Annotated in this window: 15 protein-coding genes; 3 read left to right on the forward strand and 12 right to left on the reverse strand. The window is 49.6% G+C overall.

The window, feature by feature from the left end; all coding sequences use genetic code 11:
- Positions 1-77: 77 nt before the first annotated feature.
- Both MRBLPE1_RS05855 and MRBLPE1_RS05860 read left to right on the forward strand, forming a co-directional pair.
- Entirely contained in the window at positions 78-956 is an 879-nt protein-coding gene (locus MRBLPE1_RS05855; RefSeq protein WP_309000289.1) for an AraC family transcriptional regulator, read from the forward strand.
- Positions 957-1097: 141 nt separating this feature from the next.
- Positions 1098-2507: a HEAT repeat domain-containing protein gene (locus MRBLPE1_RS05860; protein WP_364142714.1), complete on the forward strand. Its 1410-nt coding sequence runs from the start codon at positions 1098-1100 to the stop codon at positions 2505-2507.
- A 128-nt stretch (positions 2508-2635) separates the two neighbouring features.
- Here MRBLPE1_RS05860 and MRBLPE1_RS05865 read toward each other — a convergent pair whose 3' ends face one another.
- On the reverse strand, positions 2636-2818 hold the full coding sequence (locus tag MRBLPE1_RS05865; RefSeq protein WP_169089273.1) for a hypothetical protein: 183 nt from the start codon (positions 2816-2818) through the stop codon (positions 2636-2638).
- Between the two features lie 621 nt (positions 2819-3439).
- The gene (gene sigK, locus MRBLPE1_RS05870) at positions 3440-4141 is read right to left on the reverse strand and encodes an RNA polymerase sporulation sigma factor SigK (RefSeq protein ID WP_053374990.1); all 702 of its coding nucleotides are present in this window, start codon (positions 4139-4141) and stop codon (positions 3440-3442) included.
- Positions 4142-4832: 691 nt separating this feature from the next.
- Here sigK and MRBLPE1_RS05875 point away from each other — a divergent pair.
- Positions 4833-6065, forward strand: coding sequence for a nitrate/nitrite transporter (locus MRBLPE1_RS05875; protein WP_364142719.1), 1233 nt, complete (start codon positions 4833-4835; stop codon positions 6063-6065).
- A 118-nt stretch (positions 6066-6183) separates the two neighbouring features.
- Here MRBLPE1_RS05875 and MRBLPE1_RS05880 read toward each other — a convergent pair whose 3' ends face one another.
- From MRBLPE1_RS05880 to MRBLPE1_RS05925, 10 genes are all read right to left on the reverse strand, one after another.
- Positions 6184-6531 carry a hypothetical protein gene (locus MRBLPE1_RS05880; RefSeq protein WP_364142722.1) on the reverse strand — a complete coding sequence of 116 codons (348 nt, stop codon included), beginning with the start codon at positions 6529-6531 and terminating at the stop codon, positions 6184-6186.
- Between the two features lie 77 nt (positions 6532-6608).
- Positions 6609-7580 (reverse strand): ABC transporter permease, encoded by a 972-nt coding sequence (locus MRBLPE1_RS05885; RefSeq protein ID WP_364142724.1) that lies wholly within the window; start codon positions 7578-7580, stop codon positions 6609-6611.
- Positions 7573-8484, reverse strand: a complete 912-nt coding sequence (locus tag MRBLPE1_RS05890; RefSeq protein ID WP_414698832.1) for an ABC transporter ATP-binding protein — start codon at positions 8482-8484, stop codon at positions 7573-7575. Before MRBLPE1_RS05890 ends, MRBLPE1_RS05885 begins: the two co-directional genes overlap by 8 nt.
- 5 nt (positions 8485-8489) lie before the next feature.
- Entirely contained in the window at positions 8490-9275 is a 786-nt protein-coding gene (locus MRBLPE1_RS05895) for an SGNH/GDSL hydrolase family protein (protein ID WP_364142728.1), read from the reverse strand.
- 30 nt (positions 9276-9305) lie between these two features.
- Complete coding sequence (locus MRBLPE1_RS05900) at positions 9306-10034, reverse strand: uracil-DNA glycosylase family protein (RefSeq protein ID WP_364142731.1); 729 nt, start codon at positions 10032-10034, stop codon at positions 9306-9308.
- Between the two features lie 29 nt (positions 10035-10063).
- Entirely contained in the window at positions 10064-11845 is a 1782-nt protein-coding gene (locus MRBLPE1_RS05905) for a glycerophosphodiester phosphodiesterase (RefSeq protein WP_364142733.1), read from the reverse strand.
- Positions 11846-12058: 213 nt separating this feature from the next.
- A complete protein-coding gene (locus tag MRBLPE1_RS05910) occupies positions 12059-16633 on the reverse strand; it encodes an S-layer homology domain-containing protein (protein WP_364142736.1) in 4575 nt (1524 codons plus the stop codon).
- A 263-nt stretch (positions 16634-16896) separates the two neighbouring features.
- Positions 16897-19035 carry a right-handed parallel beta-helix repeat-containing protein gene (locus tag MRBLPE1_RS05915; RefSeq protein WP_364142738.1) on the reverse strand — a complete coding sequence of 713 codons (2139 nt, stop codon included), beginning with the start codon at positions 19033-19035 and terminating at the stop codon, positions 16897-16899.
- A gap of 229 nt (positions 19036-19264) precedes the next feature.
- Positions 19265-20785 (reverse strand): S-layer homology domain-containing protein, encoded by a 1521-nt coding sequence (locus MRBLPE1_RS05920; protein WP_364142741.1) that lies wholly within the window; start codon positions 20783-20785, stop codon positions 19265-19267.
- Positions 20786-20858: 73 nt separating this feature from the next.
- Positions 20859-23966: a DUF4430 domain-containing protein gene (locus tag MRBLPE1_RS05925; RefSeq protein ID WP_364142744.1), complete on the reverse strand. Its 3108-nt coding sequence runs from the start codon at positions 23964-23966 to the stop codon at positions 20859-20861.
- Between the last annotated feature and the right edge of the window lie 83 nt (positions 23967-24049).

Genomic DNA, 24049 nt, shown 5'->3' on the forward strand with positions numbered 1-24049 from the left:
TATTACTCTCCTAGCATTTACACTAAAACCAAACACGATATGTTTTCTCAGCTTGTCAATCAGGGAGGGTCCGCCATTTGAAACCTATTCGTAAGCAATTCGATGCTTCCGCTCCTTTCCCGCTCGAATTCAACTACCTTGCATTAAAGGATTCGCATAACGAGCTACCCAATCACTTGCACGATTGGCATGAAATCGTCTATGTCCATGCGGGAAAAGGTGTTTTTTTTATTGACGGGTCTTTCTATGCCATGGAGCGCGGCGATTTATTCCTTCTGCCCGGCAACACCGTCCATCGCGCATTGCCGGAGGAAGAAGCTCCTTTGACGGTGAGCGCCATTTATTTTCATGGTCGTATCGCGCAGTGGAACTCGTTCGGCGATACCTTTTCTTACGTCCAATGCTTCGAGCAGGCAAACAAATGGAAGTGTCATAAACTGAGTGTGGACACTGCCGACCGTGACTTTATTGAGACCATTCTGGTTAATATCAACAGAGAGCTGTCAGTCGATAGACCGGGGCACCGACATGCCGTTGTGCTCCACCTGCTCCAGTTGCTGCTTCTGCTTAATCGGCAAATCCCCGTTCCAACGGCAGAAGGGAAAAATACGGGAGCTCCGGAGTGGATGCGGACGACACTGCGTACAATCGACGAGCACCCATTCGACGACATCGGCTTGTCCACTCTGTCCGCCAAAGCGGCAGTGAATCCTTCCCATTTTACACGTGTCTTCAAATTACTTACGGGAATGACATTAACCGAATATGTCACGGCCAAACGAATTAGCCGCGCCAAGGAGCTTCTCCTATCTTCGGATGCGCCAGTATACGCAATCGCGAATGAGTGCGGCTTCGAGAGTCTGCCGCATTTTCATCGCACATTCAAAAAACTAACAGGCATGACGCCTGCCGGCTATAAACGAAGAAGCCAGGCGCCTGACATTCCTCACTTGTAATAAAAAGTTTTTTCTGCGCGAGCCCACGTATGTTAGTTTTATGCAAGTTTCACTTAGTTTCGTGTATGTCGTATTGGCTGCGCATCTCCTATAATCGGTGTAGAAATTCAAATCACCATTTTCCAGGAGGTTACCGATTATATGAGCAGCTCACCCATTTTACTGAATGACGAACAAATGAGACGATTTATTACGGAAGGTTTTCTAATTTTAAACACTGATTTCCCAGAAGCCTTTCACCGTGAATTGACCGATGAGCTCAATCGCGTATACAAGGAAGAGGGAAACCCGGGCAACAATTTACTGCCGCGCTTCCGCGAAATTCAACAAGTATTCGATCATCCCGTTATTACGGGCGCATTGACTAGCGTTCTTGGCCCGGACTATATGCTGCATGCTCACCGTCATGGTCATTACAATGCCCTGCCCTCTGCCGGCGGTTGGCATAAGGACAGCTACTGGGGCTATTCGAAAATGCGCAATCATCATCCATGGTGGGCGATGGTCATGTATTTTCCGCAGGATACCCCGCTTGAGCTAGGACCGACGGGCTTGATGCCTGGCACGCAAAATTATCAAACACGCACCTTTGCTGCAGACGAAACGCCAGGAGAAGCTTACGCTAGCGGGAAAGCCGGCACGTTCGCGCTCATCCATTACGATATTTGGCATCGCTCCACGCCTAATGTGCTCGGGAATGCCCGCTACATGCTGAAATTCGAGTTTATGCGTACTGCAGCTCCCACCGCGCCTTCTTGGAATAATGAAACTGCGGAATGGACGGAGCCAGCCAGTCTCAAGCTTCCGATCGGTCGTCACGAGACGATGTGGGAGGAAACGTGGAACTGGCTCTCCGGCAGCATCGGCAGCCTGGCCTATACGGCAGCTTCGGATGAAGAGCAAATCAGTCAGCTTGCCAAGGCATTAGAAGATACGTACGAGCCTAACGCGCTGAATGCGGTCTATGAACTAGCGAGGTATGGCGAGAAAGGGATCGAAGTGCTGTTGAAAGGACTCCATCATGAGCGTGTGGACGTATCACGCTTGTCCGCTTACGGCCTGGCTGCTGCGGGTGCCTCAGCAATTGATGGATTAAATGATGCGCTATTAAGCGAACGCGAGGAAACCGTCAAACATGCGGCGTTTGCGATCGGGGAGCTGCGTCACTTGGCTGAAAATTCGCTTCCGGCGCTTGGCCGTCTCTTATCTCACCCCTCCGCTTCGGTGCGAAGCACGGTGGCTGAAGCGTTTGGCATGATTGGCGGTTCTAACCAAGCAAGCGTCGATGGGTTGATTCGATGCTTGCAGGATGAGGATACTCAGGTTCGTTTTACAGCAGGCCTTTCATTATCACTCTTACGCTCCGCTGCCGCATCGGCCGTTCCCGCTCTAGCAGCTGCGCTTGATGATGAGAATCGCTACGTTAGGGCGCATGCGCTCGAAGCCCTCCGTTACATTGGCACGGAAGAAGCCAAGGACATTTTGATCAAGTCGTTGTTTAATGCCCGCTGGTGTTCGACCACCACGCCGGCTAACGCTTTCTATCCTTAAGCTAAAAGGTTATAGGCTATCCCACTTTTGGGATAGCCTATATTTTGTTAACGGCTGCTTCTTTTATAAGTTTAGGAGAGCCGCTTTTTCCGTGTATAATGTCGTTCATAGGCGGCGAGGTTATTCGTTCAAATACGCTTGCTCACCTCTTTCGCTGACTTTTGGCCGCTCATGAATGATTCGAATTCCTCACTGGCGATCGAGACGACCTTGAAATCGCTGTTTAGCTTTTTTCCAGCCCCGTCCAGAAGCTTTTGAATAGCCTGGGGGCTTTCTTCCACTGACTTAGCATCCGTCTTTCCTTTCGGCACCGGAAGCAAACCCTTCGTTATTTTTTGACCGACTTCCTTGAGATTTTTCTCTGTGATGCCTTTGTTTATTGGGAAGCCTAGCAATTCAGGGAACTTTGCATGTCCACGGACAACAAAAACTTAACGAACTCCCAAGCTTCCCGCTGTGCTTTGGACTTGCTGTTTATTCCGTGTATGAAAGGGTATATAAACTGGCCGCCAAGAAGATATCCACTGACTCAACTCAACCCCAAAGAGCTCCTGTCCGAAATCACCAATTACAACCTCCTTCTCACGGTCAACACATATATCTAGGTATAAATTTTCATTTTCTCAATCTTTAGCTTCAATTTATCGACGTAATGATCTATGAACTTTGCATAAATCACCTTACTAGGAATAACATCAGGTCTACTCATTCAGCATTGTATCCAATAACCATCTGGAACTGTTCCCAACTGGCCCAAGGAGCGCATGGGTCGTTGAAACGAGCACAATAGATTGAATTCTAGTCGTTTTCGCAAAATCACGGAACTAAACTAAACTAAACCAAACAAAACCAAACTAAACAAAAGCCACGTCACAAAGACGTGGCCATTGATTCTACGATAGCATTTCTAAAGACATATTAATTATGACATGTCATCTCTTCGCCTTATAAAACTCATGATAAAGCTTCATCAACGCCCTCTTCTCAATCCTTGAAACATAACTCCGCGAGATCCCCAGTTCCTTCGCTATCTCCCGCTGCGTCCGCTCATCCCCTCCATGCTCCAGCCCAAAGCGTCCAATAACAACTTCCTTCTCGCGGTCATCGAGTATGTCTAGATTCTTATAAATCTTCGATTTCTCAATCTTCAGCTGCACCTTATCCACGATATCATCTGCCTCTGTGCCGAGGATATCGATCAACGTAATTTCATTGCCTTCTTTGTCCGTGCCGATCGGGTCATGCAAAGACACGTCTTTCCGGGTCTTCTTCAAAGACCGCAGATGCATAAGTATTTCATTCTCGATACAACGAGCCGCAAACGTCGCGAGCTTCGTCCCTTTCCCGGTTTGGAAGCTCTCGATTGCCTTGATCAGACCGATTGTCCCGATCGAGATCAGATCCTCGAGATCCTCCCCAGTATTGTCGAATTTTTTCACTATGTGAGCGACTAAGCGGAGATTGTGCTCAATGAGCAGGTTTCGGGAACGTTGATTGCCCTCGGCCATCAGCTGCAGATGCTTGGTTTCTTCCTCCTCTTGGAGAGGCTGGGGAAACGCGTTGTTTTTGACATAAGAGACGAGCAATGAAAGCTGTTTAATGAATAGCGCTATCGCTGAGAATAATCCAGGCATTGAACCGTACACCCCCAAGTTGTATTTGCTTAGACAATAAGCTTAATTGAAGCCTATTCTAAGCAAACTGAAGTCTGTTCTATAGTGTATGTGGGTTACAGCCTATACGTGCATGTACGCTTGAATCAAGACAGAATTCACAGGGTTTTTAAACCATGACCTCCATCCCGTTCAAGCTTTCACCGCATTGGTTACGTTTATGTTACATAACATAACATTAAACTATTGATATGAGACGAAATGATCATGAATTGACGATGAAATTGACCCATCAGAAATTTTAATGTTAAGTTTATTGACATGAACGAAAAAGCAATTTATAGTAGCAATATAAGAATTCAACAGCTCAACGGCACAATGACGTGTCAGTTCCGGCGTTGCAGTCTATCCATACAATATCGTAGACGGGTAGGCTTTGTATTTTACATCGATTATTAATAAAGTCAGTCACGACGGTGTGGCTGCAATGGCAATGAGGCCGATTAACAGAATTCGCATAGGTGCGGTTCTGTCAGTCGGCCTCTTTTTGCCTAATGATACCGAGAATTGGAGGGAATACCGGGAAAAAGAGAGAGGTTGTTAAAAGAATTGATGACAGCACCAGCATCGAATGAACGTGAATGATCCCGGCCAAAGCTATCATTTAGCCGGAAAGAAAACCAAGGTTTATTAATTATAGGGGGAATGTAAAATGGAAGCACAAAGTTTTCGTAAGTCGGGCCACTTTCCAAGTTTGTTGTCATCTTTTCTCTATTTTGATGTAAGCTTTATGATTTGGGTATTTTGCGGGGCTTTAGCACTCTTCATTACCAAAGATTTTGGTTTGTCGGATACTCAGAAGGCTACCATGGTAGCAATCCCGATTTTGGGAGGTTCCATTTTCCGGATACCGATGGGGATATTGGCGGACCGAATTGGTGCTAAAAAAGCAGGCCTTATCGGGATGGGGCTTACCACTATTCCTCTTCTCTGGGGTTGGCTCGGCGGAACAAGCCTGATTCAAGTTCAGTCGATCGGGTTCTTGCTCGGTATCGCAGGTGCAAGCTTTGCTGTATCGCTTTCATTGGCCAGCCGCTGGTATCCTCCACAGTATCAAGGTCTGGCGATGGGAATTGCCGGAGCAGGCAACAGCGGTACTGCGCTAGCTACCTTTTTCGGACCTCAGATTGCGACAGCGTACGGCTGGCACACTGTTTTTGGATTGGCGCTTATCCCTTTGATCGCTATCATGATTATTTATGCAATATTAGCCAAGGATGCTCCGAATGCTCCTGCGCCTAAAACTTTAAAGGATTACCTCAGTGTATTTAAATATGCGGATACATGGTGGTTCTCCCTATTCTACTCGGTAACTTTCGGCGGTTTTGTCGGGTTTGCCAGCTACTTCAGCATTTTCTTCTATGATGTGTATGGCGATGGCGTAAACCCTGGCGGCTTAACCAAAATACAAGTAGGATACTTGGTTACTCTTACAGTTATAGCGGGAAGCTTCTTCAGACCCGTTGGCGGTTGGATTGCGGATAAAGTTGGCGGAATGCGATTCTTGACCATTCTGTTTAGCGTAGTTACAATATGCGCGTTTGCGATTGCAACAATGCCTAATTCATTCCTTGTTATGCTTCTTTATACAAGTGTTATGATGGCTTGCCTCGGCATGGGGAACGGATCGGTGTTTCAGATTGTTCCGCAGCGTTTCTCCAAGGAAATCGGAGTTGTTACCGGGATCGTCGGAGCTGCCGGCGGTTTAGGAGGATTTTTGCTTCCTAAATATATTCTTGGTCCATTAAAAGAATCGACAGGCACTCACGTTACCGGTTTCCTTGTTATCGGATCGATCGTATTAGTGATGACGCTTGTTTTCTACGCAGTTTCGCGTTCTTGGAAAAAGTCTTGGGCGACAACGGAATCAGGGGTTAATTTCTAAACATTCCAGAACTGCGTATCGCACAAAGAACGGAATCAATACAATCAGTGTCATAATAGGAATAGAAAAAGGACAGTCCGAATTCATTCGGCTGTCCTTCTTTCGTTTAATATCAAGCTTACTTCTTCTCCACCTGAAGCAGCTTCACCGTCTTGGTGGCATAGGTGTCCTTCAGCTTTTCCTCTGTAATGACATTTAACTTAAGCAAGCTGGCGATTTTGGACGAATCGGGCTTCGATAGCAGCCGCCATAGCTCGGGGTCCGGCAGCGCTTCAAAAAGCTTGTTATCGTCGTATTCTTTGCGCTCCTGCACGACAATCTTTACTTTGTGGCTTCCGACTTCCAACTCATTCGCTTCCTGCTCGGTCAAATACGTCAAAATTTCATTGCGCAGCTCTGACAGCTCCTGCTCTATTTCTTTTTGCTTTTGTTTTTGCTGATAATATCTGCGAACAGCCTTGTCCATTAAATCACGCTCCTCTTCTACTCTATGCTTATGAGAAGCCGAAGCATTTTAGGACTTGGAAGCGGCTGGTAATCAGCTTAATAAATATCTTTTCTCATAAAAACGGTAAACGAAACGAGCAGCGAGCCCAGCATCCACGCTGCAAGCACGGAAAGCGAGAAGCCGAGCGTCATGCCCTCGATCGGGGGAGCCGCGCCGCTGACATAATCCATTAGGCCGAGATTGACCATAAACAAATATTTGGCGGAATCCCATGAGGACACCATGTTGCTTAGTATAGCTCCCGAAATCAAGCAGGCCAGCATCGTCCCCATGCCTGCCGCGCTGCTCCGCATCAGAATCGAGAGCATGAAGGACAAGGTGCCGACGACCACGGAAATAAACCATGCCAGCCCGAACTGCTGAATAATGTACTGCCACTGCGATACGAGGCGCACGCCCGATATATCAAGCTCTCCGCCTTGCGTAGAGAAGCCCGTCAATACCGGGGCCGACCAGCCTTGGTTTCCGAACATCATGGCGGAGACGATGTAGGAGAGGAAACCGAACAGGAAGATGACCACGGATACCGATAAAATAAGGGCGATGTATTTGCTCAGCAATATTTTGAACCGGCTCACCGGACGGGTCAGCAGGAGCTTTATCGTCCCCATGCTCCGCTCGGAGGAAACGATGTCCACCGCGATGATCATGACGAGCAGGGGAAGAAACAGCTCCGCGGAGTTTTGTACAAATCCCCTGATAAAGGTGGGAGCGCCTGGCTCCGACGGATTAACATCGTTTTCCAAATAATACTCCGATTGCTTGATTTGAATCTGCATTTGCTCGCGCCATTGTCCCGCGCTGCTCAGCCTGTTTTGCATATCGACGATTTGCTGCTGCAGCTCGGTACGCCAATCCACCGTACCCAGGCGTTCTTTGATCGCCTCCGATTCCTTCGCCTGCGCGTAGGTAAACATCGAGAGAAGAACGATAATAATAATGGAGATGACCATAAACCGGCGTTTGCCGATCAGCTTCGTCATTTCATTTTGAACGAGATTAATCAATCGATTCGCCCCCTGTCAGCTCAAGGAATAAGTCTTCAAGCGCCGGCAGCTTGCGGTTCATCTCCAGCACGGTTACGCCCGCTTCCACTAGCCTGCGGTTCCACTCACCAACGGCATGTTCCGTGTAAGGCGTCGTCACCGTTTCTTCCGTCTCGTTTAAAACGACCGTTAGGTCGCTTAGGATATTTTTGCCTAACGCTTGCGGCTTCAAACGCCACACCAGCCGCTCTTCGCTGGACAGCAGCTCATTGACCGAATCCACGCGGATGATCTCGCCCTTCGAAATAATCGCTACCCGGTCGCACATCAATTGGATTTCATGCAGCAAATGGCTGGATACGAGTACGGTTAATCCTTCTTCCTCTGCCAAAAACCGAATAAAAGCGCGCATTTCCCGAATTCCGGACGGGTCAAGCCCATTCGTCGGCTCATCCAGAATCAACACATCCGGCTTGCCGAGCAAAGCCTGCGCAATGCCAAGACGCTGCCGCATCCCAAGCGAATAGGTGCTCACTTTATCCTGCACCCTGTCCTGCATGCCGACCAGCCGAACGACCTCATCAATTCGCTCCTGCGTGATGCCGCTAATCATGACCGCAAAATGACGCAAATTTTCCATTCCGCTCAAAAAAGGATACAGCTCCGGATTTTCAACGATACAGCCCAAATGCCGCATCGCCTTCGTAAAATGCTTCGCAATATCCAGCCCGCATATATGAATCGTCCCGGAGGTAGGCTTTATCAACCCGACCAGCATCCGAATCGTCGTCGTTTTCCCTGCCCCGTTCGGACCTAAGAAACCAAATACCTCGCCGCGCTTCAGCTCGAAGCTTAAATCCTTAATAATGGTCCGCTTGCCGATCACCTTGCGAAGACCTTGAACCGATAGCGTAATCTCGCTCATGTTTGTCATTGTCCTCCTTCTCCGGCAATCAATGCGGCTACCCGCTCAGCCATCAGACGATACCCTTTTTCATTCGGATGAAAATGATCCGTAAACAAATAATCATTTATTTTCAGCTGGAACAGATCATAGGTCGGTACGAACACGGTATTAGCGTCCTGGGCCAGCAGCTCCGCCGCTTTGAAGTTCCAGCCTCTCACGAAGTCCGACAACAGCTCCCCATTTTCGAATTCGCTAAAAGGATTGTATAAACCGAGTAAATATACGGTCGCCTCCGTGTTCACTGCCCGAATATTGGCGATGATCGTCTTGAGGCTGGCGAGATAAGAATCCTCCAGCCCTTCAATGCTCGCTTCGGAAACATCCGAGAGGGTCTGTCCGCCTAGGAAGAGATCATTTCCCCCGATCGTCATCAGAATGACATCGGCTTGTCCAAGCTGACGAATGATTTCCTTTCCCTTCATTTGCTCCGCCAACTGAGGGGAAGTCAGCCCCTTAATGCCCAAATTGATTAAAGAGATCTCCTTGCCCGCTTCCTTAAGCCGATCGCTGACATAACCGACATAACCTTTGCCTTCAATATCGCCCGTTCCTCTCGTCAAGGAATCGCCTAGAGCCACAATTTTCAATGCACTCGTCGGTATGGCAGGCTCCTCCGCTTCGGAAGGCAAGGACGCCGTGCCCGATGCTCCGATTAAGTAATCCTTTAACGTCCAGCCTAAACCGAATAACCAAAGTAGACAGGCAAGTGCCGCGAAGGCAGTGATGAAGCGTACCTTTTTGCTGTGCATCGTAAATCATTCCTCGCTCTCTTGTTGCTTTTAACGGCTAAACCACTGATAGACCTGCTGCTGCATGTCCGCCCTATGCTGTTCAAACTGTTTTTTTCGGTGTCCGTTGGCGCCCGATGGATGCGGCATGTCGAATAAGCACCGTTCCTTGCTGAGCCATCCTTTTTCCGCGAATGCTTGTACAACTTCCGAGACTGCCTTGCCAAGCGGGATGACCAGCGCATCATTGACCGCCAGCAATTCCGGAAGTAGGATACGCTCCGCATAGCCCGAAAGCACGGGTGATTTCAAAATAGGAGGGCTGTGTCCCGTATAGTTTTTGCCATGCTGGAACACCGGGTACCTGACCGCAGAGGTCGTATGCAGCAAATCTCTGCGTTCCTCAAATAGGAGTCTGCTGCCTTCAATTCCGAGGACTGCAGGCAATCCGATTTGATCCAGCATTTCTATCAGGTTTTTACGCATCGAGCCCGCGAAGCTCGCCAACTTCTTCGCTCGTTGATCAATTTGATCGGCTGGCACTCCGCTCAACAGATCCTCGCGCGCGCAGCGAATCGCCAGTTCCATTTGGGTGAAGCCCGGCGTAATGCCTATAATCATCAATTTGGCCTGCGTATTCACATATTCGTAAGGAACGTAATATATCGACATATGCTGCTGCTCATAAAGAAGCAATTCATGGACGAACAGCTGCTCTTTGGATAAGCGGCCCGGCGGAAGCGACAGGATAAATGCTTTATATTTCTCAATCTGTGTCATGTGCTCCCGCTCCTTTGTTTGTGCAGCTGCTATAAATCAAGCTCAACCATATTGTGCGCGCGTGCAGGGAAATCCGTAATGATGCCATCGATTTCGAATTTGAGCACCTCTTTCAAATTACGTTCGCTGTTGACCGTCCACACCCATACCTCGCGGCCATCTTTATGCGCGCGCTCGACGAATGCCTCCGTCAGCATGACCTGCTCAATCGTATAAAAATCTACGTCCAGCAGCGAAAGATCCCCTACCGCAAAATAAAGGATTTGCCCGATTCTAATGTCGGGATTCAGCTGCCTGATCTGGTGCAGCGTCTGCCGGTCAAACGACTGAATATAACATTCCTGCACCATATCGAATTGTTCAATCAAAGCAACGACTTCATTGGCGAGTTCATCGCCCGGCCCGTACGGTTTAAGATCAACAATCAGCTTTGCTTTCCCCTGCACCTCGGCAAGAACCTCGGCCAGCATCGGAATTCGTTCGCTTTCACCGAACCCGCCGTCCCGTATGCCAATATTCAGCTGGGCAACCTCATCATAGGTCAGCTCATTTACGCGCTTTGGCACACCGGCCATCCGCTGCAAATTATAATCATGGTGAAGCACGACGACGCCGTCCTTCGTCAGCTGAACATCGATTTCAACCGCATCGATGCCCTGCTCCACCGAGCTTCGGACAGCCGCAAGCGAATTTTCCGGCGCTTCAAGAGAATCGCCGCGGTGAGCGGATAACAGCACGCTCCATTTGACATAAACCAAATTGTCATTCGCCGCATAGCTGACAGTAAGCGCCAGCGCCAAATATACGGCTGCTGCAGATACATATAATATCCGCGTGCGCGTTCTTCCCTCCACATAGGCGTAAAGACGCTTTTCTAGAGGACCGAACCAGCGGCTTTTGGACAATCGAAGCGTGTCATAAGGCTTTACGCCGGGACTCCGGTTGAAATGATAATAAAGCCTTGTCAGGTATATGATATTAACCGGCACGAGCAGCAGCGTGAACATGTAGGTAAGCACGGTCGATAACGTTAAGGAATATTGATCCGTGATTACTTTCAATAGATTATCGTCAAGCCAGGATGGCAAATAAGCGACGGTGGAAATCGTTATAAAACCTAGCGAAAACACAAATGCATTAAGCAAAAAAAGATTGATGAAGATCGATAGTCGCTTGCCCTTCGTCAGCACGAGGCTGCTTTTGATGGCCGCACGGATCGATTTGTCTTCGATCATAATGTAATGCAAAACAAAAATCCATCGCAATACGAGGTACAATCCCGCAAGCAGCAAAAGCCCGTATAAGGCAAGCATCGCAGCGGAAGAGCTCCATATGCGGCTGTTAAAAAAAATCGGAACGTTAAACTGCGCGAACAAGGATGAAGACAGCGGCGAATCGATAAACGGCACGAGAAACAACAGGAAGAACATCAGCTGGATGAATCCGAAGCCGAATAGCTTGGGTGTTTGGCGCAGCGTTGTCAGCACGGCATCTGAGATCAACACATTTTTCCCGAAATAATGCTGCTGAGCAATCGTGATAACCACGCCAAATTCGATAAACAGCACCAGCATCGCTACTAAACAAATCGCGATTAAACCGCCTACTCCCGCATAGCTGAGACCGATTTTGTAGAACTCGCCGTTCAAGACGGAGCCCGAACCGACTATGCGGATAATACGGTTGAAAATAAACGAGATAATCGGGATAATGACAAAGCTCGTCATCAGCATAAACAAATATTCGAAGATAAGATGTTTTTTGTATGTATCACGAAAGTCACGAATACTTCTACCCAATCGTTGAAGCATAAACATTCATCCTATTCTTTTTGTGATGAACAAATATGAAGCAGAAGCGTTACCAAAAGTCTCCACTACCCTATTATACGTATGACCCTACCCCCAAGTCGAATCGAAGCGCCGCAGAGCAAAAACATCCGCTCTCATCTAGAAAATTTATGTATCTTGAAAAAAAAACCACGCCGCAAAGCGGCGTGGTTTCCAATCCATTCTTATCCATTCTTATTCATTCGACATACTCATGAGCTTATGAATAATAACCGCTGCCTGAGCTCTTGTCGCTTGCGCTTTCGGCGCGAACACTCTGCCTCCCATGCCTTGAATAATTCCCGCTGCTTGCATCGCCTCTGCCGCTTCAACGGCATAGCCGTCGATAGCCGCTTGATCCGCAAATGCGCCGGACGATGCATGGCCGCTAAGTCCAAGCTTGAGATGCTGCGCGGCACGATAAGCCATGACCGCCATATCCTGCCTTGTAATCTCGTCGTTCACGCCGAAGCTGCCGTCGGCCTTGCCTTGTACGATACCCAGCTTATGGGCAGCGGCGACGGAGCTGTAATACCAGCTTCCCTCCTGCAAATCGCTAAGCTCGCTTTTGGCGCCCTCATCCGCAACATCGAAAGCGAACATGAGCATTTTCAGAAATTCTGCTCTCGTGACCTTCAGATCAGGCTTAAAGGTTTGATTGCCTACCCCATTCACGATGCCCCGTGCCGCAAGGGATTCGATGCTGTCCTTCGCCCAGCTCACGCGAGCGATGTCGGTAAAGCTTGTATTCACATGTGAAACTGCATACTTGCTGAAATGGTTTGGCTTAAACACGACTTTCCCCGTAGACGGCTGGTAGACTCCGTTTTTCACGAGATGAAGCTTGTTCTGCTCGTCTACATAATAAATGATAATCGCGTTTGGGTTTTCTCCGGCAGCCGGCGCATAATCGATCTCAACCTTTACGCTGCCGTCAAAAGCGCTAACCTTCTTGCCGTCTATAGTCAGGTTAAAGTCGAATACTGGATGCGTTCCAACCTTCTCTTTCACTTCAGCGGACAGTGCGGCTGCGTCTACTTTCTGAACAGACAGCTCTATCTTAGAGGATTCATTGGTTACGCTTGACGCAATCAGCGCCTTATCGATTGAAACGGTTGCTAGACCCAGCCGTACTTCAACGGTTTGAACCGCTTTGTCCATGGTTGTTTTTAGCGCCTGCGCGGGCAGCGCAGCTTGTACAGACGAAGCTGCTTTATCCGGCGTTAGTTCCAGCACAAGCGATTTACCTGCGGCGGTTTCCGCTGCTTTCGCAACATCGGCGGCTTTAAAGTCAGCTGCCGCATTGCCGGATGCATCGACCGCGACGGTTTGCTTAACGCTGCCGCTTCCAACCGTGACAGCAGGCTGCGGTGTTGTGCTTCCGCCTGGAGCTCCTGTTACCGCTGCTTTGATTGTAATGAAGGCTGATCCGACCACAGCGGAACCATCCTTGGCCGCTGCTTCCACTTTTACTTTGCCGACGGATGCCGCTGTCAAAAGCCCGCTTGCATTAATCGATGCCAGCGCCGTAGCGGAGCCATCCTCGTTATAGACCGACCAGCTTACCGATTGATCCGTTGTTGCAGCCGGCGTAAAAGCGGGATTTAGCTGGATTTGCTGTCCAACCGCGATTTCAGCCGTTGCAGGCGACACGCTTAAACCTGCTGCTTTCAATTCATTGGTGCGAATATTCGGCTGTGCCGGCGTTTCCATCCCCGTACCCAAGAAGAAGCTTGTATGCGGCGGCTGGTTATAACCCGTATTCTGCCAAGCGATACCGAGTCTATAGACCGGATCATGCATAAGCGTAGGAATGCGATGCTCCGTTGCATCGGTAGTCGTATAGATGCGAAGCGCGCTGCTGTCTTCGGTGCGCACGATCACCTCTTCACGCCAGTCCCCCAGCATATCTGCCTGCAATGCCGGATTCCCTTTTGTATCGTTATTCGAATACGTTCCCGTAAACGTCTCTAGATTGACGAGCTGATTCGTCCCGTAATCCCATTTATCGATTTTCGGAATGCCTACCCGGAGCGTATCTCCCTGCCATTGATGGTCGAGTAGCTCGCGGCTGAGATCTCCGTCCCACCAAACCGCAAAGTTGGAGCTTGGAATTTGATTGGCTATTTTCTCGCCTTGCGCGGTGAACAAACCTCCCGTTGGGCTATTCCAAGCACCGTCGATGGCCCAAGCTTCGGCTCCTTCATACCGCGGATCAATATCTGCCGACAAGCCCCTGCCGGTATCAATGCCGGTCTGCAGCTGCCCCCACAATACTCTGCCCGTCCGCGCATCCTTCACGTCTGCCGAATATTTAACCGACGTATCCTCCTGCACGGCAAACAATTCCAAGCCTAAGCGCGTAGGATCCAAGTCGCCGAGATGCATGGCATCGCCATGACCAAGCCGCGAGTTCCATAATCCTGTTCCGTTATCGTCAATCGCTGTCGCCCCCGTGATGATTTCATCCCTGCCGTCCGCGTCGACATCCGCTACGCTGAGCTGATGATTTCCTTGGCCCGCATAGCTTTCGTTCCCTGCGGTTTTGGAATCAAAGGTCCACAGCTTCGTCAGCTTGCCGTCTCTCCAGTTATAGGCAACCAGCACCATCCGCGTATAATAACCGCGCTGCATAATGATGCTCGGTCTCTCGCCGTCTAAATAAGCGATTGCTGCCAGAAAGCGGTCAACGCGGTTTCCGTACGCATCGCCCCAGTCCGCCACGTTTCCGCGTTCCGGCTCAAAGGTTTCCGTGGCAAGTTCTTTGCCGGTTGCCCCTTCAAAGACCGTATGGTATTCAGGCCCTGTCAAAATATACCCGCTTGCATTCCGGTAATCGGCTTCCGCATCACCGATAACCTGTCCTTCGCCGTCGATCGTGCCGTCCGCAGTCCGGAAGGTGACTTCCGCTTTGCCGTCGCCGTCGAGGTCATAGACCAACACATCCAAATAATGGGCTCCCGCCCGGATGTTTTTGCCCAGATCGATTCTCCAAAGCTGCGTTCCGTCCAGCTCGTAGGCGTCGACGTAGGTATTACCCGTGTAGCCGCTTTGGGAATTATCCTTGGCATTGCTTGGATCCCATTTCAATACGATTTCATATTGCCCGTCGCCGTCCAGGTCCGCGATCGAAGCGTCGTTCGCGCGGTAGGTGTAGGCTTCGCCGCTAGGCGTTACGCCGTCTGCCGGTTTTTGAATGGGAACATCCAGCGCATTCGTATCCCATACCTCGGCAGATTCCGATTGGCGCTGCTCGGTGCCGTCGATAACGGCCCGGACGAAGTAGACCGAATCGGCCTTGCCGCCGGCATCCTCAAAGTTCGTGCTGTTTGTAATTGGGCTAGCGTTGACTTTCGCGCCATCGCGGTAAAGATTAAAAGCAATGGCAGTCGGATCCGTACCGAGCATCCGCCAACCCACATACACATGGTCATCCTGCTTGACGGCTACCAAGCCGCGGTCCAAATTTTCCATTTGCCGCGCTGCGAGCTTAGTTGGCTCAGCGCTCACCGTTACGCCGGCTGATTCGGTTACTTCCTCGCCCTCATATGCAAATGCGCCTTTGATAACAAAGCTGTAAGACGTACCGTTCGTCAGACCGTTAATCGTCGAGATATACTTTCCTTTTGCCACCGTATCTACCAAAACCAGCGAATCATCATCGTTTTTCTTATAAATCCGTGCTTCTCGGTAAGCGGGATCCGAAGTCTCCTCCCAGCCGATCAGCACCTTGGAATCTCTTCCCTCCGCAACCGGATAATTAACATTCGGTGCCTTATCCAGCTTGTTCACCGTAACCGTATAGGTCTTGGATATATCGGTGTATTCCGTAGAGGTGACGGACACGCCAAAGCTGGTCGAGCTGCCGGTTAAGGCAACCGGCTTCGTGCCTCCGCTCTCTACGCCTGCTTCCCCAACCTTCAGCGAAACTTCGCCTGGATTGCTCGCTGCGGGATGAACCGCCAGCTCCGAAACGGAGTAAGGAACCTCCAGCGAATAGTTGTCCACCTTCGGGTCAAAAGGCGGAACGAGTGCCGCAGCATAGTCTCCTGCTTGAATATCCAGGCTGCTTAAAGCCAGATCAAGCGCCGTGACCCTGACATTGGCTAAATTAAAAGCCCCGCCGCCCGCATTCACGAAAAAACCGAAGCTGCTGATTCGCTCACGCGGGCTATAGAACGCATCCGGCCATACGACGGTCGTGTCCGTCGTCAAATCGGTTATGGAAACCGTGTATTTTTTTTTCGGCGTATTAAACACCATTTTGAAACGGTACCAATGGGTGGAATCGTAATTAATCTGATTCTCTGCAGCCGCATTATGACGTTTGATAACGCCTGCATCCAGCTGGTAACGAAGGGCTGCCGCATTGGTGGCATTCACCTTCCCATCCATGACCCAAAGCGTTCCGCCCTTGTTAGCAGGAAGATTCACATCGAATTCGATGATCGTCCCGCCATTTTGGGCAGCGAATCGTTGTCCGAAATAAGAGGACCCCGTCCCGTTATGTGTAATTTCCGCATATGTCGAGCCCGTCACTGTATTTTTTGAAAGTTTGACAGTGGGAGCAGTTCCTTCTTTTGTCCAGTTATTTCCTGCGCCGATCATGAATTCCCCGTTCTCATAGCTGCTAAAATCGTCGGCTACAAGAGTCGTGTCTGCCGCATGTACGGAAGCTAGATGAAGCGGCATAAGAAGTGACATGACCAGCATACAGCTTAGAAGCTTTGATAGAAGCAGCTTCCCGTTCCTAATTCCTGACTTTTGCATTTCGTTATTTACCTCCCTGAAAATCTGATTGTGAGTTCACGCTTCAAATTCGGTTGGTTCCTGACGAGCTGGCTATAGCCTCCCTCCTCTACGCATGTAAGCGATACCATTCCAATTATAGGGAATAGAATGAAACAAACCATTTAAAAACCAGACTAAAACGGTTAAAAACCAGTGAATTTTCTCCTATAGCGTATATTCGAACCTGAGCATAAAAAAAGCCCCGACGACAAATCGTCAGGGCTGCTACTTATAAACTGCAATTAATTGAGGCTGTTGCTTTTCATGGTATCATTTTTCTTTTGAAGCAGCTTAGCCGTATAAAGGGTGTTATTTTCTATGAGATACGCAGGCGCACCCGTGCCCGCGTATAACGTGGCGATGCCAATCGCGGCGATGTTCGTTCTGATCGTATTTCCCCTGATGACGGCTTTGAGAACATCATGCTTGTCATTTCGTTTCCAATAATCATTGATTCGGATAATCTCAGTCTTGTCTGAGGTCAGTTTCTCGGCCGTGATCTGGTTATTTTCCACCAGCACGTTTTGAGCCGACTGCACGCTAATGGCTTGCGCATTGCCCAGCAGCTTGAAAGTCGAATTTTTGACCGTCAAATCGAGCTTCGGATGGTCCCCCAGCAACAGCGTTTGCAGCGTCTCCGGAGATTGGAAGGAGCAGCCGTCAAACACGTATTTGCCCGCTAAGCTAAGATTGATCGAGCCAAATTTCCCGCTTCCCACCGCGCCCTCGAATACGCATTTGTTGTACGTGCCCGGAGGCAGCGACAGCCCGTAGTTCGTATTAAAGCCGATGACCTTCAGGTTATCGAAAATCGATCCTTCGGCGGCTCCGCCGGAAATCGCCCGCAGCTTGCTTTCGCCCTTAATCGTTACGTTCTTCAGATGGATCGGCTTGCCCCAGAGAGCTAAGCCCGAATCGGTTCCATTGGTGTTATTAATCGTAACGTTAGAGACACTCACGCCAAACGCCGTCTTGGAGCTGATCGAAAACATGGAATCCGTAAACTCCATTCCGTCGAATGTAATGTTAGGACCGCTAATCGTCGTATAAGCGTCATTCATCTTGTTGCCGATAAATGATGCATCATGCGCGGCTATGATTCGCGTGCCGTCAAAATGGTTGTTTTTTACCGTCGCTCCCTTGAACGGATCGGAAATGGCAAGGCCGATCACGCCTTTGGATGCGAAATGGTTGCCCTCAACGATTGCATCGCGTCCGTCATAAAGAATGACATCATAGGAGGCGTTGTTATAAAACTTGTTATTCCTAATGGTGACGTTGCTGTTGCGGTCCCCATTTTCGCCAAATCCGCCCTCCAGATCAATGCCTGCTTGAGGCATCGTTCCTTTCATATGGTGAAGGGTGTTATTCTCGATGAGCACCTTATCTGCTCCCCCGACAGTAATTCCCTGTCTTCGGTTATAGGCAAATTCGGAATTTTTGACAACGGCATTGGTGGTTACCGCCCGGTTCCAAAACTCCACATAAGCGCCTTTCTTAGCCGCTTGGTCGAATACAAGATGAAACTGTGTCGCGCCTTCCGGGATTTGAATGAGATCCCTAACCTTAACATTCGCAAGTTTTTTTATAAACGCGCCGTTCGCTTTATAGAAAAAAATATCGAAAGCTTTGGGCAGCTTAATGGCATTGGTTAGTTCGAATATTTTCTCTGTCTTAAAGATGGCGTTGGTGAAAGTAAGCGGCAGCTTCGTACGGATCTTCTTCGCATTCGAAACATTCTTCCCCTTATCGTCAATCGCACCCGAAATAAAATGATTCTCATACAAGTCCATGGCCATCGTACCGTGCGCGCCAAGCAAGAGACCGTCACCCGTGAAATTAACCGCTTTGATGCCGTCAATCGTTACATTCTTTGCGCCCTGCGAGATGATTCCGTATCCGCCTTCATGTGTTCCTGCGCTGTACTTGTGGTCTTTTTTAGAATAGTTATGTGTTTCCTTATCCCCCATGTAGGTGCCGCCCTTGAGCGTAACATCATGAATGCCATAACCTAAATACATGAGATGGTAGCTTTCTTTATCGTTTGTTTCCTTCTGCAGCACGGCATCCATCGGCAGGTCAAAGACCATGCTGCTGACCATATTAATGCGGCTGGCTTTATCGATCAAATAGGTGCCGGACGGCAGCGACGTCGTTGTTTTCCCGTTCTTGGCCGCCCATCGCAGCGCTTCGTTAATCCCTTTCGTCGTTTCCGCGGGATGCGTGCCGTCATTATGGATACCAAAGCGCGAAAGCTCTATCAAGTAATAATTTTGCGCATTACCGTTTGCGTTTCCCTCGCTTGCGGACGCAGACTGGCCTGGCTGCAGCGTCAGCTGCATACCGAGCAGCAGGGTTATAATTAACTTTAATATATTCAATGTAAGCCTCCTCGATTTTGTCGAAACACATCAGATCATTTTGGATGGACAGACCACCTTCCCGCCTATTAAATATACCACTCTCCCGATTCTTAATAAAGAACACTAACGGTAAAAATGTTTATTTAGGCAAAAATGGTTCGAATTTCCTAAGCACATAGTTATAGATGCTAAACGCAATAAAAAAGAACGAAAGAGACCATCGCTCTTTCGTTCCCGTTTCTTTCGATTACGCTGCAGGCAGCCGCAGCAGCTTATCCGCCACGACAGCCGCCATCTCCCTCGTGACGGCCGCCTTTGGATTGAAGCTTCCGTTAGAGCCCTGCATCAAACCGTTTGCATATACCGCGCTGACGTATGCTGTGGCGCTGACTTGGATGCTATTCGCATCGCGGAAAGGCAGCGGGTCTGAATTTCCTTTCAGCTCAAACGCTTTGGCAATCATAATCGCCGTCTCCTGCCTCGAGACCGCCTGATTCGGTTTAAACGTATCTGCCGTGATGCCTTGAATGATGCCAAGCTCCTTCGCGCGCATAATCGAGCCGTAATACCATGCGCCGGAACGGACATCCTTGAACGACTCGGCGGCATCCTTCATAGGAGCCTCCTCCAGCAGGTTGATGAGCAGGGTTGCAAACCCGGCTCTCGTCATCGGCTTCTTCGGATCGAAGCGAAGCTCCGTGCCGCTTACCCCTACCATGATTTTGGCCTCGAATACACGGTATACCGCATCATAGGCCCATGGCGAGATTAGCCCGTTATCCACGAACTGCTCCTTCAAGCCGGTTAAATCCGTATCCGCCGAAATGTCGAATAAAGCCGGCTCCAGTCCCGCAAACCGGTTATAAGCGACTAAAGCCAACAATGCCTGCTCCGTCGCCATTTCGTTTGAAGGCTGACCTACGGCATGGGAAAAGCCTCCATCTGCCTGACGAAAGCGCAGCAGGCTGGTCAGGAGACTCCCGTTCTTTTTCAAAAAGCTGGACTCGAGCGGGTTGATGCCCGCGGCCGACAAAGCGATAATGACCTGCGCGACGCTCTCGCTGTTCTCTTCGCCGAAGGCTTGAAACCCTCCGTCAACCTGCTGCTGGGAAGACAGCCATGATACGGCTTTGGCGACCGCGCTCTTTACGTTTGCTTGCTCTTGGTATGGAGCGAGCGCGCTTATGGCCATCGCCGTAATATCCAAATTATCCTCGCCTTGCTCCGATAGCGGGAACGCTCCGCCGGCGTTTTGCTGGTTAAGCAGCCAATCCACCAGCTTCGCGCGCGTCCATAATGCATTCACAGGCACGTCATAGCTCCCGCAGTCCAGAGCAATCAAAGCAAAAATCGGGCCATTGGTGCCTTGATTCGTCATCTTTGCATGATTATAAATGCTCTCAATAAGATTATAGCCTGCAAACGAAGCGGCATCCTCTCCGGCAGCCCGGACAGCAATCGCAATGCGCTCCGCATCGGTTACTTTGCGGAATTCTCCTTCGCTCTCCTTCAATTCATCTGTCAGCAGCTTCAAATAGCTTGCGGGCAGCGGCTTTCCCGAACGTGCCAAGCCTACTGCCTCCCAATCGCTGATCACGCCGCTGTTTAAAATCTGCTCTGCTGCTTGTTCGATTTCCGTGCTTACATTGTAATGATCAGCTGCCTTCGCTTGCTCCGGCAGCAGTAAGGCTGAACCGATATAGGATAGAAATACGATACCGCCCATGAAGAGCAGCAAGCATCGATACGACAAGCTTCTAGACAGCATTTGTTAGAAACACGCTCCTTTTATGAAAATAGCTGCCCCACGGCTAACGCTTAGCCATGAGGCAGCTTGGTGATTATTTCAATTCATGCAACCTGATAATGGTTACCGCCGCCATCTCTCTCGTTACAAGAGCTTGCGGGTTGAATAATCCGTTATCACCGGTCATCAAGCCTTTTTGGTAAGCCACGTTGACAAAAGGAACAGCCCATGCCGATACGGCATCGCGGTCCTTAATCGCAGCTTGAGGCGCATTCGCGTCGGCCAAGCCCTTAAGCCTAACGAGGACTGCAGCCATTTCTTGTCTAGTAATGGACTCGCTTGGAGCAAAGGAAGTGCCCGAAATGCCAGACATCAAGCCTTTTTCTTTTGCAGCCGCTACATAACCGTAATACCATGCCTGTTTATTTACATCCTTAAAGCCTGAATCAGCCTGCAGCGGTTCTTCTCCTGCATATTTAACGACTAATGCAGCAAACTCGGCGCGAGTCAGCTGACGCTTTGGCTCAAATTTCGGATGCTCTGCGCCCGTGCCGTGCATAAAGCCAAGCTCCGTCGCTTTCGTTACGGCAGCCAGTGCCCAGCTTGCAATCGCAGCTTCATCGGTATATTTCGGGGTAACAGCCGGATCTGGATTCTCACCAGGCAGCTGTTCGCCCGGCTCGCCCGGCTCAAGCGGTACGCCAAGATCCTTACCTAGATCTTTCGTATACTGCCAGCGTAATACATCGCCGTTTTTCAGCGTGTACGCTCCCGCGCTTGATTTTGGGAAAACGCCGTTTACGGAATACATCCAGCCGCTTTCCGTTCCATGGTCGAATTCGGCAAGACCGCCAATCGCCTGGACATAAACGCTCGAGCCTGTACCCGTATAATTCAGCGACACGCCCTTTTGTTCCAGTGCGCGTTTGAGAGCCGTGAACGCCGTATCCCCTTCGGACAATGTTACGGCATAAGGAGCAACGGCATCCCCCTCGTTTAATGAACGTTTTTCAACGGAAAGCGTGATCGTTTGAACTGCCGGAAGACCGCCGCCGCCTCCGCCAATCGTTAATGCCGATGCGGTATAAGCAAGAAACTCGGTGAAATGTTTCGTTTTAATAATCAAATCGCCGTTTAGGCTGTATGCGTAAACCTCGTCTGCCCGCACTGACGAATCGGAATATTTTTTTATTGGCGTAAATACACCCGATTGATCAATGAATCCTGCTTCCTTGTCGCCTTGGCCTTTTATGGTCAGGGTGACATGCTGGTTGAACTCGATTTTATCCGGACCGCCTGCTTGTATGCGAACGGCAATGGTATCCACCTTCTTGCTGCCGGAAGATAGCGCGGTGTTCAACTTGGCGTCCAATCCGCTTTCCGTCGTGCTAAGATTTTGCGGCAGCTGAAGCACTTTGTTCCATGCCGATGTGACGACCGTATTGACCGGAATCTCCAGCCATGCGTTACCTCGTTCTGCTGTTACCTTAGGCAAAGCAGCCGTCGCGAAGGTAAGGCTGACGTTATTCGTTAGCGGAGCCGCGCCTGCTTCTGTGATTAGAACGGATTTTTCATTCCCGTTAATCGCAATCGTTTGATCCGTTGAACCGCTTAGTACGCGAGGGACTACGACAGCTATTGCATCGCTGTCTGTATTGCCGACAAGCGCAGCGCCCAATGCTTTTAAGGTAATCGTTCCGCCTTTAGCTGTTCCTGTAAATGAAACCGTTGCTTTATTTCCATCTAGGCTGATCGCGTTTACCTGAAGCTCCGTGTTACCTGTTTGAATGGACCAATTGTTACTGCTCACCGCATCTTCCGTAAACTCATCTCCAATCAGCGCGACCTCGACTGACGGGTTTTCAGCTCCGTTTGCGATTTGCGCTGCCGTTGAAATCAACGGCCATCTGCTGTAGTAGAAGCGTACAACATCGGCTGATTTCAGTTCGTAGGCGTCTGCTCCTACGCTTGGCGCGATGCCGTTTACTTCATACATCCAGCCGTCCCAGCCGCCAAGGCTGCCCGCCGCTTGGCCATGAATAGAAGAGACATAGGATCCGAAGCTGCTGTCTACGACTTTGTAGCTGATTTTCGGATTCGCTAGATCAAGGGCTTGCTTCAGCAAATCCAATGCCGTTGCCGGTTTTTCCGTATTTTTAATCGTTACCTGTTGTTTGGCGTAAATCGGTCCGGAAATTCCGTCTACTTGCAGTTCTGCTGCTACCGGAACCGGCGGTTTGGCTTCAGCAAAACGATACCATACGCTTTGCAGCGATTGGATATCGGTGAGCGCAATCAGCGCTTGTTCGGTAGCCATGCCATTGCCTGCGGTGTCGCTTTCATTCCATTTGAAAGTGCCGTCCTGCAGCTGGTACAGCGCAAAAGAATCGAGAACGCTTTTGCCATTGGCCGTCCAAGGATCAGACAATACATCCTCGTTTATGGCAGCCAAACCCGAGACAACGGCGGACATGCTGTTTGAATTTTCCCCGTACATGACTTGCTCGTTGTTTAACTGCTTTGTTTTCAAAAATGCTTTTATTCTCTCAATCGACTGCTGCGCGGCGCTGTCATTCTGATAGTTTCCAAGCGCCAGCAGACCCATTCCCGTCATGTCAGACTCCGAAGTGCTCCCAAAAAATGCGAAACCGCCGTCGCTAAGCTGCTTGCCTAGCAGATAATCTAATGCTTTTTGTTTAGCGGCTGCGTTCCACCCGCCTACATCGCTGCCCAGCTTTGCGCCCGTATCGAGCGCAAGCATCGCCCACATATGTTTATTGGTTGAACCAAATGCACCCGTTGCAGGATTTTGCTGCGCGGCAAGCTCCGCGTATAGGTTACGGTTGGTCTCCCAAGCATGAGCCGGATCCTCGCCCATGGCGAGCAATGCAAAAATATACCGGATATACTCGGTTCCGGAAACCGTAGATTTCGGATCTATCGTCTTCCAGCTAGGCAGCTTCCAAGTGCCGTCCTGCAGATTTTCTCCGGCTCCCCACAGCGCGACAATCGCCCACCAGGATTCCAAGGTTTCATTTTTATTTTTATAATAATTGACCGTTTTCCCAATCATTTCATTTAAAGCAGCGTTTCCGGTATGGTCTGCGGCTTTACTGACTTGAGGCGCAAATAAACTAAAGATTAAAACAAAACTTAAAATGGCAGGCAAGCTTTTTCTTAGGAATGTTTTCAAGGCAAGCAATGTTTTCTCTCCTTTTGGTTCTTTTTTGGCAACAAAAAAACATCTTCCGCATGGAAAGATGTTGGGGCTGTTACGTGCGTAAG

Origin of the sequence: Paenibacillus sp. LPE1-1-1.1, assembly GCF_040676435.1 — a bacterium.
In the GTDB taxonomy this organism is placed as follows: domain Bacteria; phylum Bacillota; class Bacilli; order Paenibacillales; family Paenibacillaceae; genus Pristimantibacillus.